Below are 17,573 nucleotides of genomic sequence, written 5' to 3' on the forward strand. Positions count from 1 at the left end.
AGCCGAAGACCGGGACCCATGAACACCAGATCCTGGAAGCAAGCCCACGGTGTTCACCACTACCGGCGGACGCAGGCGCGAATGGGTCCCGGACAAGCCCTATGGGCTTTCCGGGATGACACTCTGTGGGGCCTACACCCCGTTCGCCGCGCTGAGCACCGCGCGCACCGAGGCGGTCGCCACGTCGGCGTCCATCCCCACCCCGAACACCGTGCGCCCGTCGGCCGTGCGGCACTGGACATAGGCCGCGGCCATGGCGTCGCTGCCGGCCCCGATCGCGTGCTCCTGGAAATCGGCGACGTCGAGCTTCAGCCCGCAGTCGGCCTCCAGCGCCGCCAGCAGGCTGGAGATCAGCCCGTTGCCGCGCCCGCGGATCGTCATCTCGCGCCCGTCCAGCCGCAGTTGGCCGACGAACACCCGCTGGCCGTCGACCCGCGAGACACCGGACTCTTCAAAGCTCGCCAGCTCGAACTTCTGTCCCGGGGTCAGGTGGTAGGCCCGCTCGAACGCCTCCCAGATGTCGGCCGTCGCCAGCTCGCGGCTGGTTTCGTCGGCCAACTGCTGCACCGCGCGGCTGAAGTGCGCCTGCATCGGCTTGGGCAGTTTCAGGCCCTTGTCCTGCTGCAGCACCCAGGCGACGCCGCCCTTGCCGGACTGCGAGTTGACCCGGATCACCGCCTCGTAGCTGCCGCCCAGGTCGGCCGGGTCGATCGGCAGATAGGGCATGGCCCAGAGCTGGTCGTTGCGCTTGGCCTGGGCTTCGAAGCCCTTCTTGATCGCGTCCTGGTGGCTGCCCGAGAACGCCGTGAACACCAGTTCGCCGGCATAGGGATGACGCGGGTGGACCGGCAGCTGGTTGCAGTACTCGACGGTCTTCACGACCGTCTCCATGTCCGAGAAGTCCAGCTCCGGATCGACGCCTTGCGTGTAGAGATTCAGCGCCAGGGTCACCAGGTCGACATTGCCGGTGCGCTCGCCGTTGCCGAACAGGCAGCCCTCGATGCGGTCGGCGCCGGCCATCAGCCCCAGCTCGGCCGCCGCCACCCCGGTGCCGCGGTCGTTGTGCGGATGCAGCGAGATCACCACGGCCTCGCGCCGCGAGATGTGACGGCACATCCACTCGATCTGGTCGGCATAGATGTTCGGGCTGGCCGCCTCGACCGTCGCCGGCAGGTTCAGGATCACCGGCTTCTCCGGCGTCGGCTCCAGCACGTCCAGCACCGCCTCGCAGACCTCCAGGCTGAACTCCAGCTCGGCGGTCGAGAAGGTCTCGGGGCTGTACTCATAGCGCCAGTCGGTGCCCGGCCGCCGCTCGGCCTGCTCGCGCATGATGCTGACGCCCTCGATCGCCAGCGCCTTCACGCCCGCGCGGTCCAGCCCGAACACCACCTCGCGCCAGACCGGCGAGACGGCGTTGTAGAGGTGCACGGTCGCGGTGCGCGCGCCCTCCAGCGCCGCAAAGCTGGTCTCGATCAGGTCCCGTCGCGACTGGGTCAGCACCTGGATCATCACGTCGTCGGGCACCCTGCCCTGCTCGATCAAGCCGCGGATGAAGTCGAACTCGGTGGCGCCCGCCGAGGGGAATCCGACCTCGATCTCCTTGGCCCCGATGCCGACCAGCAGATCGAAGAAGCGCTGCTTCTTCTCGGCGTTCATCGGGTCGGCCAGCGCCTGGTTGCCGTCGCGCAAATCGGTCGACAGCCAGCGCGGCGCCTTGGTGATGGTCTTCGACGGCCACTGGCGGTCGGTCAGGTGAACTTGAGGGAACGGACGATATTTGACGGAAGGGTCGCGCAGCATTGTGCAGCTCTCTCTGGGAGGCGGGCAGTCGGAATTGTCGATGAGGCTGGCGTGCCGCCGCCGGGGCAGCCGATTAGATCCGGCGGCCGCCGGTAAGTCGCGCAAGAAGGGCTGCAAAGGTGCGAACCATGGCCCTTCATAGCCGCCGCCCGTGCGCGGTTCAACCTTGCGGCGCTCTCAGCCGACCGTCACGAACGTCTCGCTCTCGATCACCCACTGGCCGACCACCTTCTTCCAGGCAGCTAGATAGGGCCCGGTCGCGGTCTGGTCTTTCCAGGTCGCCAGCCAGGTCCCGGTCTCGGCGGCGCGCATCCCGTCGCCCGCCAGGGTCACGCTCTGCGTCGTCCGCAGATAAGTCACGAAGCTCGGGTCGGCGAACTGCGCCTCGAACGCGGCGATGATCGCGGGCGCGCCCATCAAGAGGCCGCCCTCGCCCGAGATCAGGTTGGCGTCGGCTGCGAAGAACGGCTTCAGCCGCGGCGCGTCGTGGGCGGCGATCAGCTTGTTGGTCAGCTTGCGCCGTGCGCGGATAGCGTCTTCGGGAGCGGTCACGGCTCGACCACCACGGTGCCGACCTTGCCGCCGCTTTCGACCAGTTCGTGCGCACCGGCGCAGTCTTCCAGCGGGAAGCGCCCGGCCACCGACAGCATGCGCTCGCCGGTCCCGATCCAGCGGGTGATGTCGGCCTGCGCCCGGCGCCGCGCCTCGTGCGGCGACACCGGCAGGTAAACGCTGTTGATCTGAAGGTTGAGGCCCATCATCGCCCCGGCCGGCATCACCGGCTCCCGCGCGCCCTTGGTGGCGTAGTAGGCGATCGAACCGTTCAGCCGCACGCTGGCCAGCGTCGAGGCCAGGTTGCCGCCGAAGTCGACCTCGACCACGTGATGCACGCCCTCGCCGCCGGTCAGCTCGCGCACCCGCGCGGCGACGTCCTCGCGGCGATAGTCGATGACGTGATGCGCCCCGCCCTCGCGGGCCCGCTGCGCCTTTTCCTCCGAGCTGACGGTGGCGATCACGCTCGCCCCGGCCCAAGCGGCCAGCTGCACCGCATAGTGGCCGACCGCGCCGGCGCCGCCGGTGACCAGCACCGTGCGGCCCTGCACCGGTCCGGCCAGGAACAGGCTGCGATGCGCGGTCATGCAGGGAATGCCCAGGGTCGCGCCTTCCGCGAACGACACTGTGTCCGGCAGCTCGCTCAGCAGGTCGACGTCCAGCTCGATGTACTCGGCCGCCGAGCCGAAGGCCCGGCCGTTGCGCTGGCCGTTGTAGAACCAGACCCGCTTGCCGACCCAGGCTTCGGAGACGCCCGGGCCCACCGCCTCGACCACGCCGGCCCCGTCGCTGTTGGGGGTGATGCGCGGGTAGGCCATCGGCGCAGGTCCCGCCCGCATCCCGGCGTCGGACGGGTTGACCCCCGAGGCCCGCACCCGGACCAGCGCCTGGCCCTGCCCGGCCTGCGGCGTGGGCCGCTCGCCCAGTTCCAGCACCTCGCGCGCCGGCCCCGTCCGCTCGTACCAGATCGCCCGCATGGCCCCTCCAACTCGTTGAGGAGGACAGGTCTAGGGGAGGTCCGAGCGGAAAAGAAGGGCGCGCGATCCAGTGTCATCCCGGTTTCGGCGTAGCCGAAGACCGGGACCCATGAACACCAGATAGTGCGGGAAGCGGCTCAGCCCGCGCCAAGCGCTCCATGCTCCCCGCGAATGGGTCCCGGACAAGCGCTTCGCGCTTTCCGGGGTGACACTCGAGGTTCGCCTACTCCGACACCCAGTTGCCGTGGAACCCGAACGGCACGCGCCGCGGCAGCTGCGCGGTCCCGATCGGGCCCTTGGCGACGTCCTGGGCGTCGAACACCAGGAAGTCGCTGCGGTTCTCGGCCGCCCGCCAGACCACCGCCGTCACCCAGCCGTCGCCCTCGTCGGCGCTGTCCGAGCGCGGGGTGAACACCGGCTCCGACGTCATGTCGCCGCCGCTCAGCTCGTAGACCTGGCGCTTGCCGGTCTTCAGATCCAGGTGGGCGATCGCCGTCTGCTTGATGGTCTTGGCGCCCGACGGATCGGCCGCGTACCAGCCGTGGCGATAGGCCAGGCCCGCATGCCGCTCGTCGAAGCGCGGGAACTCGCCGTCCAGGTCGTCGATCGCCTCTTCCTTGATGGCGTCCGAGTTCCCCGTCAGGTCGAAGGTCCAGCGCACCAGCCGCGCCGCCGACTTGGCGCCGGGCGAGCCGTCGGCGTTCGGGAACAGCGGGGCGCTGTCATAGCGGAACACGTCGGCGATGATCTTGCCGTCCTCCTCCCAGGCGTTCATCGGGTGGAAGACGTAGGACGGCGGCGCGTTGAACCAGCGGATCGTCGAGACGTCGGCGTCGCGGCGCATCACCGCCACGTGGCTGCCCTTGTCGGGCTCCCAGGCGAAGGCCGGCAGGCCGCTCATCGCCCGCTGCAGGCTGCCGGTCAGCGGCAGCACCGGGAACAGCACGTAGTTATCGGTGACCAAGAAGTCGTGGATCATCGAGGAATAGGGCGCCTCGAAGTCGTCGCGCCGCACCACCTTGCCGGTCGCGTCGGTGACGCCGTAGCTGATCCCCGTGCCGAACGGCATCGGCCCGATCCCGTAGCCGAACCAGACCATCTCGCCGGTCTTCGGATCGATCTTCGGGTGCGCCGTGACCCGTCCCTTATACGGCTCGACCGGTCCCTTGGACTCCAGGGTCCGCGGCTGCATCTCGAAGGGCAGGTGCCCCTCCTCCAGCGCCAGCAGCTTGCCGGCGTGGAAGACGATGTTGGTGTTGGCCACCCCGCCGCTGTCCTTGCCGAGCACACTGGGATCGGTGGTCGCCGGGTTGCCGAACGCCCCCCACAGCGCCCGGCCGGCGGCGTTCTCCGCCTCCCACTTGGGCGTACGCACATAGCGGTTGCGGTAGCTGACCTTGCCGTCCTCGACATGGAAGGCGTGGATCATCCCGTCGCCGGAGAACCAGTGATACTCGCCGCGCGGCTCGAACTGCGGATTGGGCCCGGTGCGGTAGAGCGTTCCGCGCAGGCCCTTGGGGATCTCGCCGATCACCGTCAGTTCGAAGTCGTCCTCGCTGCGGACCGGCGCGAAGTTACCGGACAGATAGGGGTTGATGCGGGCATCGCCGTCCATGGTCTTCCTCCTCTGACGCCGGCCTCACGCCGGTCGAATGATATGTCCCTCGTCGGGCCGCGCGCGGCCTTCCAGCACCTCGCGATAGGCGGCCAGAAGCCCCTCAGGGCCCGTCGATTGCTTGAGCCTCAGCCAGCCGGCGTCGGCTACGAACTCGCGCAGCGCCGCGGCGAACCGCCGGTCGAGTTCCTCAGGGCCCCATTCGGCCGCCCGCTTGCGGATCTGGTCGGGGGCGAAGAACAATACCGGCTGCGGGCCGGGCAGCGCGCGCGGCGCGCGATCGCCGCTCCAGTGCGTGCCGCCGACGATGATGCTGCGAGCCAGGCTCTCGCCCAGGGCGCTGTGGACCGTCTCGTTCACCTGCGCGTCGCCGGCGAAGTCGACATAGGCCGCCGGCCCTTCGACCTTCAGCGCGGCCGCCTCGCCATAGGGGACGATGCGGTCGTAGAGGCCCAGCGCCCCCAGGGTCTTGGCGTTGCCCGGCGAGGTCAGCCCCACCACCGGCACGCCGCGCCGCCGCGCGAACCAGGCCAGGCCCATCGCCGTCTTGCTCGACGCGCTCGACAGCACCAGCGTCTTCACCGACGCGTCCTCGGACAGGAAATCGTCCAGCAGCCACGAGGTCATGAACAGCGGCCGCAGCAGCGCCCGATGATCATCCATCGCCTCTTCGGGCGCCTCGGCATAGGCGTTGTAGGTCGGCGGCAGCCCGGCCCGGTGCGCGGAGGTGTCGACATAGCCGCCGCCCTTGCGCGCCAGCCGCGCCGTGAAGCTGCTCGACATCGGCAGGTAGCCGAACACCCGCAGGCCGACGGGCGTGTCCGCCGCCTGCGATTCCACCACCCGCGCGAAGCCCCAGACCGGGATGCGGCCCAGCCCGCCCTCGGCCGGGAAGAACTTCCAGTAGCCGAACGCCTCGCCGATCAGGCCATAGGTGATGTTGTTGGCGGTCAGCGCGAAACGCTCGACCTCCAGCCGGACCTCGCCGTCCGCCAGCGGCGCCCGCGGGGCGGCCTCGCGCACCTCGACATGGCGCAGATCGTCCCGCGCAACGAGCACATCCCAGTCCGACATCGCTTCCTCGCCTTTTACATTGTAAATTTATTACGTAAGAGCTAACCCAGGACAAGCACTTTCTTTTGGGTCGATTTTACCGATGCCCCGCGTCCTCTCCGAGTCCGATGTCGCCGACTTCCGCGAACGCCTGTGCGACGCGGCTGAGAAGCTGTTCGCCGAAAAGGGACCGGACGCGGTGACCATGCGCCAGCTGGCCGCCGAGCTCGGGGTCAGCCCGATGACCCCCTACCGCTACTTCACCGACAAGGAAGACATCCTGGCGGCGGTGCGCACCAACGGCTTCAACCGCTTCGCCGAAGCGCTGGAGACCGCGCTCGCCCACACCCAGGGCAGCGCCAAGGCCAAGAGCTCGGCGGTGGGCGAGGCCTATCTGAACTTCGCCTTCGAACACCCGCAGACCTACAAGCTGATGTTCGATCTCAACCAGCCGCACGAGCAGGACTACCCCGAGCTGGTCGCCGCCGCCTCGCGGGCCAACGCCATGCGCTCGGCCTACATCAAGGGCCTGGTCGAGGCCGGCGTCATGGAAGGCGACCCCGAGGAGATCGGCCGCATGTACTGGGCCGCCACCCACGGGGCGGTGACCCTCGAACTGGCCGGCAAACTGCCCAAGGGCATGGCCCGCATCATCAACCGCCAGCTCGGCCATACCCTCGCCAAGGGCCTGCGGCCGGGGGCGTGACTTGAAACCGCCCGCCCGTGAGTTCGAGGCCGATCGGTTCTTCGCGCTCTGGGCGGAATTGGAGCGCGACGTCGCCGACAACCGGGCGCCGCAGCTCGACGGCCTGCACGACGCCGGCAATGAATCCCTCGCATGCCGCCCTGCGGCGCCTGAGGCAGGCTTCGCCGCGGCGGTGATCCACGGCGGAACCCTCGCCTGGGCCGGCGGCGGTTGGACGGACCTCTTCGGGGTCGGGGCGCCGGCGATCCCGCCGGCCACGGCGCACGCGGCTCGATCCGGACGGGCCTACCTAGTCCTGGAAGACCGCCGCGGACAGGCGGTGCTGACCGTGCTGGCGGCCCGCCGCCACGCCGCCGCCTGGCCCGTCGCCGGCGCGCTGGCCAATGCGCCCGGGGACAGCGCGCTGGTCGCCATGGCCTTCGCGCCCAGCCGCATGCGCGGCTTCGCCGACTTCGCCGCGCGCGTCTACGGCCTCGGCCGGTCCGAGCACGAACTGCTCGACCAACTGATGCAGGCCGACGACCTCGACGCCATCGCCGAGCGGCTGTCCTTGTCGGAGGCTGCTGTCCGCAAGCGCGTGCGGCGGCTGCTGAAGAGCACCGGAGCCGACCGTCGCGGCGCGCTGCTCGCGCGGCTGACCCGCCTGCTGGCCGATGAGAGCGTCTGCGACTGGGCGCGCGATGTCGGACTAAGACGAGCCTTGGGCGCGACGCCCGCACAGATGCGCCTGAGCCATCTGCTGGCCGAAGGCGCGACCTTGCCCCATGCGGCCGAAACGCTCGGCCTCAGCACACACACCGTCCGCGACCAGGCGAGGGAAATACTTGCCCGGACCGGCCAGAAGCGATTGGCCGAACTGCCGCGCTTCCTGGCCGAAGCGCGCGCGCTGGTCGCCTTCGCCGAGGCCGACGAAACCGCTTGCTCCGACCGCGAAGGGCTGCTCGGCGCCACCCGGATCTTCTATCTCGCCCGCCGCCAGGTCGCCGCCGCCGACTTCGGCCCTCCTGACGGCGAGCCGGTGCTGTTTGTGCATGGCGGCATGGGTTCGCGCCGCGTGGCGACCCGTCTGCGCGCAGCGCTCCAGGCCCGCGGCCTTCGCCCCCTGGGCGTCGACCGGCCGGGCTTTGGCCTCACCGATCCGGCCGGCGGCGATCCGTTCGTCGCCGCAGCCGGCGACATGGCGGGCCTGCTCGACGCACTTGGCCTGGAGCGCGTGCGGCTGCTGGCCAGGGATGGCGGTGCGCCTGCGGCGCTGGCCTTCGCCGCCCTGCATCCCGAACGCGTGCAGGCCGGCGTGCTGATCTCGCCGCGCCCGCCCCAGGCGCGACTACCCGGCGTGCAGCTCATCGACGGCTGGATCCGCCTAGGCGCCCAGCACCCCAGCGCGATCGTCGCGATCTATGCTCTGCTGCGCCGGAAAGCCGGCGTGCGGCTCACCGAGACCCTGATCCGCCGCCTGTTCGGGGGCCATTCCGCCGACGCGGCCCTGATCGAGGATCCGGTCTGGCGCCACGCCGCGGTGGCCGAGTTGCTGACCTGCGGCGCGCGCACGGCCGACGGACTGGCCGCCGAGCAAACCGCCTATCCGCGCTGGCGGCCGCCGCTGCTCGCCGGCCCTGCGCCCTGGACGGTCGTGACCGGCGGCTTGGACCCGCTTTGGGCCGCCGCCGCTCAGGAAGATCCCTGGCGCGGCCTGCCCGGCCTGCGGCACGTGCGCATCGCCGAGGCCGGCCGTTTCCTCCAGGACACCCACGCCGGGGAGATCGCCGTCCTGGTATCCAAAGCGGGGATGCGGGCTGCTCCCCCCTTATGAAATCCTGGCTTCGACCTTTGGGTGGGGGCTTGAGATGTTCAGACTATTGGCGGGCGCGGCTGTGGTGTTGGCCTTCACGACGGGCGAAGCCCGGGCCTTCGAGCGGCCGGCGGCCCTCGATGCGCCGATCGACTTGCCCTCGGCCGCGCCGCAGAAGTTCACCCGCAACGTGCTGGCCGGCGACAAGGTGCGCACGAGCGTCTTCGTGCCGTCCTACCGCGTCTCATTCATGGTTCGCGCCCGGGCGAGCGCCAGCACTACCGACACCCGCGCCACCGCGGAAACCGTGCTGAGCGGCGCAGAGCCCGAACTGATCCAGGCGATCACCGACCGGGCCTATGCCGACTTCGTTGAACGCCTGAAAGCCGCGGGCTTTACGGTGGTCACTCCCGACGACTGGCGGGCGACCCCCGGCGCGGACCAGCTCAAGGCCGGCGCGGGCCAGATCGAGATTCAGACCATGAGCAACCTGGGCGCGCGCCAGTCATACGCCCTGGTGCATCCGACCGGGCTCGGGTCCTGGCCGGAAAGCGCGATGCCGGTCAACCTGGGCGCGGTGCGGGCGATGACGCGCGACCTCGACGCCACCATGGTCGCGCCGCGCTTCACCGTGAACTACGCCTATGTGCAGGCCTCGGGCGGCGGGCCGATGGCGATCCTCGCCCGGGGCGCCCAAGCCTCCTACAAGCCGATGATTCACGGCGGGCCCGTTATCGGCGGCTTCTCCATGGAACCCTGGCGGGTCCGGGTCGGCCAGCACGGCGGCTTTTTCGAGTACAAGGTCGACGGCTCGCTCGAGGCGCCGGGCGATTTCGGCCTGGTCCAGGGCGATCGCGGCCCGGCGCGTTCCACCGCTGCCGGCGGGCAATCGGTGGACACCTGGGAGAGCCGGCTTGGCTATGTCGGCCACGCGAGCGCGGTCGGCCGGTTCGAAGTTGATCCCGAAGCCTATACCCGTCTGGCGCTCCAGGCCCTGGCCCTGCAGAACCAGGTCGCCGTCGACGAACTGCGCAAGGCCCGGCGCTGACGTCGCCCCTTGACGCCCCTTGGGGCAAGTCCCCCATCTTCCGCCCAACGATCAGGGGAGATGGGTCACGTGGTTCAACCGTTCGAGGTCGCCTGGAGCGACGAGGCCGTGCAGGCGGTGCTGGATCAGATCCGCGCCTATCCGTGGCCGCCGATCCCCGAGGTTCCCGACGGCTGGGCCTATGGCTGCGACGGGGCCTATCTCAAGGAGCTCTGCGCCCACTGGACCGGCGCCTACGACTGGCGCGCGGCGATGGCCGACCTCAACCGCTTCCCGCAGTTCACCGCCAAGGTCGAGGACTACGACCTCCACTTCGTGCATGTCGTCGGCGAGGCCGGCGGCCGGCGGCCGCTGCTGCTGAGCCACGGCTGGCCGGGTTCGCACTACGAGTTCTGGGACTCGATCGAGAAGCTCGCCTTCCCTAGCCGCTTCGGCGGCGATCCGAAGGACGCCTTCGACCTGGTGATCCCCTCGCTGCCGGGCTTCGGGTTCTCGTCCAAGCCGGTCCGCCCGATCGGCCAGCGCACCACCGCGCGGCTGTTCAACACCCTGATGACGAAGGTGCTGGGCTATGACCGCTATCTCGCCCAGGGCGGCGACTGGGGGGCCATGATCACCTCCTGGCTCGGCCATGAGCACCACAACCACGTCCGCGCCATCCACCTCAACATGATGGCCCTGCGCCCGTTCGGCGGCCCCAAGGACGAGGCCGAGGTCGCCTGGCTGACCCGCCAGGGCCAGATGATGGAGCTGATGGGCGCCTACTTCCGGCTCCAGGCCTCCAAGCCGCAGTCCCTGGCCTGGATGGGCGCGGGCAACCCGGTCGGCCAGGCCGCCTGGATCGCCGAACGGTTCCACGACTGGTCGGACCTGCGCGAAAGGCCCTTCGACCAGGTCCACCCCAAGGACAGGCTGCTGACCAACATCATGCTCTATGTGATGACCGGCAGCTTCACGACCGGCGCCTGGTACTATCGCGGTTTCCTCGAGGAAGGCGGCGTCGCCCTGGCCGAGGGCCAGCGCTGCGAAACCCCGACCGCCTTCGCCAACTTCCCGGGCGAGCCGCTCTACACCGCCCCGCCCCGCGGCTGGGCAGAGCGCGCCTACAATATCGTCCGTTGGACCGATCAGCCGCGCGGCGGCCACTTCGCCGCCATGGAGGAACCCGACCTCTTCGTCGCCGACGTGCAGGCCTGGGGCCGGGAGCACAGCTGACAATTCCTGCCCCGTTGGGGGAGGTGGATCGATGCGCAGCATCGAGACGGAGGGGGCCTGCTGAATCAGCGGTCCCTTCAGTCGGGGAGCAATTTGGCGCCCTACCCCTCCATCACCGCCGCGATCGCGCCGATCAGCCGCTCCAGCTCCACCGGCTTGGGCACCAGCACGTCCATGCCGGCGGCCAGGTACTCGGCTTCGTGGTGAGCCATGGCGTTGGCGGTCAGGGCGATGATCGGCGTGCGCGACAGCCCCTGCTCGGCCTCGCGCTCGCGGATCGCCCGCGCGGCGCTTGGCCCGTCCATCACCGGCATCTGCACGTCCATCAGGATCACGTCCCAGCCGCCCTCTTGTGCGGCCGCCACCGCCGCCGCGCCGTCCTCGACACAGCGCAGCTCGACGCCCACCTGGCTGAGCAAGGTCTTCAGCACCAGCCGGTTGATCGGGTTGTCCTCGGCCGCCAGCACCCGCACCTCGCCGGCCGGAGCGACGACCGCCGCCTCGGGCGCCGTCTGCGGCGCGGCCTTGGCCCGCACCAGCGGCAGCGTCACCGTAAAGCTCGCCCCCTCGCCGGGCTGCGAGGCCACTGCGATGGTTCCGCCCATCAGCTCGGTCAGCTCGCGGCAGATCGCCAGCCCCAGCCCCGATCCGCCATAGCGCCGGGTGGTCGAGGCGTCCTCCTGCACGAACTTCTGGAACAGCGCGCCCTGACGCTCGGCGGCGATGCCCGGTCCCGTGTCGGCGACCTCGATCACCAGCTTGCCGGCCCGGCGCAGGGCCCGTACCCGCACCCAGCCCGCGGCCGTGAACTTCACTGCGTTGGAGATCAGGTTGTGCACGATCTGGCGAACACGGGTGGGGTCGCCGACCCACACGCCCTTCAACGCCGGCTCGACCTCCAGCTGCAGGGCAAGCCCCTTCTCCGCGGCCAGCGGCCCGAAGGTCGACTGCGCTCCCTGCATCAGGGCGACGATGTCGACGACCGCGTCCTCCAGCTCCAGCCGCCCGGCCTCGATCCGCGACAGGTCCAGCAAGTCGTTCAGCAGCACCAGCAGGGTCTCGCCGGCCTGACGCACCACCCCCAGCCGTTCGCGCTGGCGGGCCGACAGCTCGTCGCGCTCCATCGCCTGGGCCATGCCCAGCACCCCGTTCAGCGGCGTGCGGATCTCGTGGCTCATGGTCGCCAGAAACGCCGACTTGGCGACATTGGCGGCGTTGGCCTGGTCGCGGGCCCGCTTGAGCGAGGCGTTGACCACCTTCAGCCGCCGCTCAGAGCGCTTCAGATCCTCGATCGACTGGGTGACCACCACGCAGCGCACCGGCCCCTCGCCCTGGAACCGCGCGGCGGTCAGCCGGAACCATTCGCCGTCATTCGCCTGGTAGGCGCGCGAGAAGCTGGCCGCCTCTCCGGCGATCACCGAACGTACCCCGCGCACCAGCGCCTTGCCGCCCGACAGGCCGCCGAACACACCGAACAGGTTGCGCCCCATCGGATAGACGTCCACCCCCAGCAGCTCGGCGCCCAGCGCCTTGAAGGCCGAGTTGGCGGCGATGATCACGCCCTGCTCGTCAATGACCGCAAGATAGGCCGCGACGCTGTCGATCACCCCGCGACCGAAACGCTCGGACTCGCGTAACTCTGCGGTGGCCTCGCGCTGGGCGGTGACGTCCTGGGTGGCGCCATGCAGCGCCACGCAGCGGCCGTCGACCATCCGCGTCTCGCCCATCACCCGGACCCAGATGGGCGCGCCGTCGGCCGTGCGCGCCCGGGCCTCGAAGTCGATCGGAGCGCCGGTGGCGATCGCCTGCCGCAGGTGTTCCAGCACCGCCTCGTGGTCGTCCTCGACGTAGACGGCCAGCGACGCCGTTTGGTCGTCGACCATGGGGCGCCCGAACAGCTCGGCCAGCTCCGGGCTCCAGTGCACGACCTGCGCTTCGAGATCGACTTCCCAGCCGCCGAGCCGCGCCAGCCGGCCCGCCGACTTCAGCGCCAGCGAGGTCGACTTCAGCCGCTCGCGGGTGGCGTGCGCGGCCGAGATGTCGGCCGTGATCACGATGAAGCCGTCCAGGACGCCGTCGGCCGAATAGCTCGGCCGCATGTCGACGTCGACATGGATCCGCCGCCCGTCCTTGGTCTGATCGACGACCTCGGCGCGGAAGCCTTCGCCGACCGCCGCAGCGGCGTCAATCATCGCCCAGGTTTCGGGATCGCCCTCGGGGCTGCGCAGCACCTGCGCCAGGGTGCGCCCCTTCACCTCGTCGAACTCATAGCCGGTCATGGCCGTGAAGCCGTCATTGACCCAGTCGATCCGCCCGGCCGGATCGCACAGCACCACCGCATGCGGCGTCAGTCGGGCCACGCTCGCCAACCGCGAGGTCAGGTCCACCGCCTTCGAACCACCCATAAAGCTCCCCCCAGAGCCAGCATGCTCGGCGTCTATGAAAAAACCAGAAAACTCCGGGTTTCGCCGTGACCTGAGGCCGCGCTACGAAGGACGCCCATGGCCCGCTACGATTTCGCCTCCGACAACACCGCTCCCGCCGCGCCCGAAGCGATCGAGGCGCTGGTCGCCGCCAATACCGGGTTCACCTCCGGCTACGGGACCGACGCGGTCAGCGCCCGCGCCGCCGACGCGGTCCGCGCCCTGCTGGACGCCGACGCCGAGGTCCGCTTCGTCGCCTCCGGCACCGCCGCCAACGCCATCGCCCTGGCCGCGCTCTGCCGCCCGTTCGAGGCGGTGCTGGCCCACAAGCACGCCCACATCTGCACCGACGAGACCGGCGCCCCGGGCTTCTTCGGCCAGGGCCTGGGGTTGGTCGGCCTGCCCGGCGCCTCGGGCCGCATCGATCCGGCCGCCCTGGCCGGCCCGCTGGCCCAGCCCGACATGGCCCACCGACAGTTCCCCGTCGCCCTGTCGCTGACCAACGCCACCGAGTACGGCACGGTCTATTCGGTCGAACAGGTCGCCGCCCTCACCGCCCCGGCCAAGGCCAAGGGCCTGTCGGTCCATCTCGACGGCGCGCGGCTGGCCAACGCCGCGGCGGCGGGTTTCGACCTCAAGGCCATCGGCTCGCTGGGCGTCGACATCCTGGTGGTCGGCGGGACCAAGGCCGGCATGACCGCCACCGAGGCGGTGGTGATCTTCGACCGCACGCTCGCCCGCCGCTTCGACGCCAGGCTGAAGCAGTCGGGCCAGCTGCCCTCCAAGGGCCGCTTCTACGCCGCTCCGTTCATCGGCATGCTGGAGAGCGGGGCCTTCGTCGCCCGCGCCGCCCACGCCAACGCCATGGCCCGCCGGCTGGCCGAGCTGTCGCCCTTCCCGGTGCGCCACCCGGTCGAGGCCAACGCCGTGTTCGTCGAGATGGACGATGCGACGCTTGGCCGCCTCCACGCCGCCGGCTGGTTCGCCTATCGGTTCCTCGACGGCTCGGTGCGCTTCATGTGTTCGTGGGCCGTCACCCCGGACAGCGTCGAGGAGTTCGGCGCCACGCTCAAGGCCATCGCCTGAGTCCGACTTTCTGCGCCGCAAGGCCAAGCTCGCACCGCGCCACAAGTGTGTCGCGAGCGCCGCACATTTAGTCCTTCTGATACATCACGGTACGTATTGTTACGTATGCGTGACTTTTTCGTTGCAGGCGAAACACCCGCGTGGAAGCAGTCAACTCGCCGTTTTCAGGACGCAGAACCGTCACAATCGCAGCAGCGTTCGTAATAATCTGACGTTGAGATACGGCCGAGTAACCGCGGCTCCGGCGACCCACCGGGGCCCTCTTCCTCATTCAGGCCGGGGGCCAGATTGAAAGTTCCCATGAAGAACGCGCTTCGAGCCGTACTGCTCGGCTCCGTCGCGGCGACCAGTTTCGCCGTGCCCGCTATTGCTTCCGCCCAGGAGCAAGTCGCCGTTGACGAGATCGTCGTCACCGGTTCGCGCATCCGCCGCGACACCTTCAACGCTCCGGTGCCGCTGGCCACCATCGATTCAGAACAGATCGTCGCCTCCGGGTCCGTGTCGCTGGGCGACATGCTGATGGACCTGCCGATGATCAATGCGGCCAGCAACTCGCAGAACACCTCCTCGACCCTGTTCCTGGCCGGCCAGTCGCGCGCCGACATCCGCGGCCTTGGCCCGACGCGCACCCTGGTGCTGCAGGACGGCCGCCGGATCGTGTTCTCCGACGCCTCCTCGCCGGCCGTCGACATGAACCTGCTGCCGGCCATGATGGTCGACCGCGTGGAAACCGTCGCCGGCGGCGCCTCGGCGGTCTACGGCTCGGAAGCCATCGCCGGCGTCGTCAACCTGATCATGAAGAAGGAATTCGACGGCCTGCAGATCGAGGGCCAGGTCGGCTCCTCGCAGGAAGGCGACGGCGAGACCTTCCGCATCTCGGGCATGTACGGCACGAAGCTGCTGGACGACCGCCTGAACATCCTGGTCGGCGGCGAAGTCTCGCGCGAAGAGCCGATCTTCCAGCGCGACCGTGACTGGGGCTATCCGGGCATCCGCCGCAACACCCTGGCCAACCCGCAGACGGTGATCCCGGCCAGCCGGTCGAACACCGCCCCGACCGCGACCTTCCAGCTGCTGCCGGGCGCCGTCGGCCTGGCCCGCGCGGTCACCCTCGACTACCGCAATCCCTCGCAGGTCGTGCGCCTCAGCGCTCCCTGCTCGACCCCGTCCGTGCAGCCGACCTGCCAGGACGAGGCCCTGTTCTACTCGGCCTCGCTCAACGCTCTGCAGGCCAAGTCGCAGCGCGGCACCATCCGCGGCTACGCCGACTACCGCGTCGCCGACAACATCAAGGCGTTCCTGGACGTCACCTACTCCAAGGTCGACGGCTACGGCTTCTTCCAGCCGGCGTTCTCCAACGCCCAGGGCGGCGGCACCATGCCGGTGGCCCTGAAGGGCGACAACGCCTTCCTGAACGGGGCCGGCGCCACCGCCGAGGCCCTGCGCGCCGAATGGCTCGCGGCCGGCAAGACCCTGACCACCGGCTCCACCGCCCAGGTCGGCAAGTTCTGGACCGAATTCGGCGGCCGTGACGTCAAGTCCGAGCGCGAGACCCTCCGTGTCGTCGCCGGCATGGAAGGCGCCTTCGAGGCGCTCGATCGCAAGTTCAACTGGGATTGGTACGCCCAGTTCGGCAAGACCACCGGCTCGACCTCCTCGTACAACCTCCCGAACGTCAAGCGGGTCCAACAGGCCACCGACGCGATCCTGGTCAACGGCCAGGTCGTCTGCCGCGACGTCGCCGCCCGCGCCGCCGGCTGCGTGCCGTGGGATCTGGTCAACGGCGCCAACCAGGCCGCCGTCGCCTGGACCAACGCCAGCTCGGTCACCGACCAGGAGGTCAAGCAGACCGTCGTCGCCGCCAACATCGGCACGGACCTGTTCGAGCTGCCGGCCGGCCCGGTCGGCTTCGCCATGGGCGCCGAGTACCGCAAGGAAGAGAGCTTCTTCGCCCAGGACGCCCTGGGCGCCTCGGGCGCTCTGTTCTTCAACGCCATCGGCACCCGTGAAGGCGAGTACGACACCAAGGAAGCCTACGCCGAACTGCGCGTTCCGCTGCTGAAGGACCTGCCGTTCGCCCAGGAGCTGACTTTCGAGGCCGCCGGCCGCATCGCCGACTACTCGTCGATCGGCAAGACCGACCAGTACCAGGTCCGCCTGGAATGGGCCCCGGTCGAGGACGTCCGCTTCCGCGCCTCGCAAGGCACCGCCGTGCGCGCGCCGAACATCGTCGAACTGTACTCGCCGCAGAGCCGCAACTTCACCACCGCGGCCATCGACCCCTGCGACAAGGACAGCTACGCCGTCGCCAGCGCCGCCAACAAGGCCCTGCGTCTGGCCACCTGCTCGGCCGCGATCGCGGGCTACAACCCGGCGACCTTCGTCTCGAACTTCGGCACCGGCCGCCCGTCGCTGCCGCTGCTGCAAGGCGGCAATCCGGACCTCGGCCCGGAAACGGCGAACACCTACAACCTCGGCGTCGTCGTCCAGCCGCGCTGGATCCCACGCCTGCAGTTCTCGCTCGACTTCTTCAAGTACAACATCGCCGATCAGGTCGGGACCATCCCGATCAACACCCTGCTGCAGGACCTTTGCTACCAGTCGACCGAGGCCTACGCCTCCAACCCGTTCTGCTCGCTGATCATTCGTGACCCGACCGGCACGAACGGCGGCGCGGTCGCGGGCGGCGTGATCGAGGTCATCCAGACCAACCAGAACGTCGCCAAGGTGAAGGTCGAGGGCTACGACGCCTCGGTCCAGTACGGCCTCGACTTCGAGGAGATGTTCCAGAAGTCGTGGGGTCAGCTGCTGTTCCGCGCCGACGCCACATGGATGTACCGTTGGGCCCAGCAGGGCCTGCCGGGCCAGGCCTACACCCAGTTCGCGAACACCATCACGAACGCGACTCCGGAGTGGAAGGCGCAAGCCAGCGTCCAGTGGAACTACAACGACATGTCGTTGACCTGGACCACCCACTACATCGGCTCGATGGCCTCGACGACAGCCTTCACCCCGACCCAGCTGGAGCCGTACTACACCGGCGACTACTACAGCCACGACCTGCGCGCCTCGTACAAGGTCAACGAGCAGGTCGCCGTGCGCGGCGGCATCGTCAACCTCACCGACGAGAACCCGCCTTACCTGCCGGAAACCTTCCAGGGCGTCGGCACCGGTTCGTCGAACTTCGACAACCGCGGGCGCTTCTTCTACGTCGGCGCGACCCTGCGCTACTAAGCGCCGCAGGCCGCCCGCCCACCTCACTGGGCAGGCGGCCGATGGTCCCAACAGAAAACCCGCCGGAGCTCA

Annotated in this window: 12 protein-coding genes; 6 read left to right on the forward strand and 6 right to left on the reverse strand. The window is 69.6% G+C overall.

Going from position 1 to position 17,573, the window contains the following annotated elements:
• Nucleotides 1–132: 132 nt before the first annotated feature.
• The 5 genes from leuA to O4N75_RS17885 all read right to left on the reverse strand — a co-directional run bounded on the left by leuA (nt 133) and on the right by O4N75_RS17885 (nt 6,018).
• Entirely contained in the window at nt 133–1,800 is a 1,668-nt protein-coding gene (gene leuA, locus O4N75_RS17865; protein ID WP_269626796.1) for a 2-isopropylmalate synthase, read from the reverse strand.
• A 177-nt stretch (nt 1,801–1,977) separates the two neighbouring features.
• Nucleotides 1,978–2,352: a nuclear transport factor 2 family protein gene (locus tag O4N75_RS17870; RefSeq protein ID WP_269626797.1), complete on the reverse strand. Its 375-nt coding sequence runs from the start codon at nt 2,350–2,352 to the stop codon at nt 1,978–1,980.
• On the reverse strand, nt 2,349–3,329 hold the full coding sequence (locus tag O4N75_RS17875) for an NADPH:quinone reductase (RefSeq protein WP_269626798.1): 981 nt from the start codon (nt 3,327–3,329) through the stop codon (nt 2,349–2,351). Before O4N75_RS17875 ends, O4N75_RS17870 begins: the two co-directional genes overlap by 4 nt.
• Before the next feature lie 223 nt (nt 3,330–3,552).
• Nucleotides 3,553–4,944 carry a carotenoid oxygenase family protein gene (locus O4N75_RS17880; RefSeq protein ID WP_269626799.1) on the reverse strand — a complete coding sequence of 464 codons (1,392 nt, stop codon included), beginning with the start codon at nt 4,942–4,944 and terminating at the stop codon, nt 3,553–3,555.
• 24 nt (nt 4,945–4,968) lie between these two features.
• Complete coding sequence (locus tag O4N75_RS17885; RefSeq protein ID WP_269626800.1) at nt 4,969–6,018, reverse strand: DUF2855 family protein; 1,050 nt, start codon at nt 6,016–6,018, stop codon at nt 4,969–4,971.
• 82 nt (nt 6,019–6,100) lie between these two features.
• Between O4N75_RS17885 and O4N75_RS17890 the strand changes: the two genes are divergently transcribed.
• The 4 genes from O4N75_RS17890 (at nt 6,101) to O4N75_RS17905 (ending at nt 10,758) form a co-directional block, all read left to right on the forward strand.
• Nucleotides 6,101–6,703, forward strand: coding sequence for a TetR/AcrR family transcriptional regulator (locus O4N75_RS17890; RefSeq protein WP_267232655.1), 603 nt, complete (start codon nt 6,101–6,103; stop codon nt 6,701–6,703).
• Between the two features lies 1 nt (nt 6,704).
• A complete protein-coding gene (locus tag O4N75_RS17895) occupies nt 6,705–8,516 on the forward strand; it encodes an alpha/beta fold hydrolase (protein WP_269626801.1) in 1,812 nt (603 codons plus the stop codon).
• Nucleotides 8,517–8,550: 34 nt separating this feature from the next.
• Nucleotides 8,551–9,543, forward strand: coding sequence for a hypothetical protein (locus tag O4N75_RS17900; protein WP_269626802.1), 993 nt, complete (start codon nt 8,551–8,553; stop codon nt 9,541–9,543).
• 69 nt (nt 9,544–9,612) lie between these two features.
• Entirely contained in the window at nt 9,613–10,758 is a 1,146-nt protein-coding gene (locus O4N75_RS17905; protein WP_269626803.1) for an epoxide hydrolase family protein, read from the forward strand.
• Between the two features lie 101 nt (nt 10,759–10,859).
• Here O4N75_RS17905 and O4N75_RS17910 read toward each other — a convergent pair whose 3' ends face one another.
• Nucleotides 10,860–13,163, reverse strand: coding sequence for an ATP-binding protein (locus O4N75_RS17910; protein WP_269626804.1), 2,304 nt, complete (start codon nt 13,161–13,163; stop codon nt 10,860–10,862).
• A 96-nt stretch (nt 13,164–13,259) separates the two neighbouring features.
• Here O4N75_RS17910 and O4N75_RS17915 point away from each other — a divergent pair, with 96 nt between their 5' ends.
• Both O4N75_RS17915 and O4N75_RS17920 read left to right on the forward strand, forming a co-directional pair.
• The gene (locus O4N75_RS17915; RefSeq protein ID WP_269626805.1) at nt 13,260–14,267 is read left to right on the forward strand and encodes a beta-eliminating lyase-related protein; all 1,008 of its coding nucleotides are present in this window, start codon (nt 13,260–13,262) and stop codon (nt 14,265–14,267) included.
• A 300-nt stretch (nt 14,268–14,567) separates the two neighbouring features.
• Nucleotides 14,568–17,501 carry a TonB-dependent receptor gene (locus O4N75_RS17920; protein WP_269626806.1) on the forward strand — a complete coding sequence of 978 codons (2,934 nt, stop codon included), beginning with the start codon at nt 14,568–14,570 and terminating at the stop codon, nt 17,499–17,501.
• Nucleotides 17,502–17,573: the final 72 nt, after the last annotated feature.

It is taken from the genome of Phenylobacterium sp. NIBR 498073 (assembly GCF_027286305.1).
Classification (GTDB): Bacteria; Pseudomonadota; Alphaproteobacteria; order Caulobacterales; family Caulobacteraceae; genus Phenylobacterium.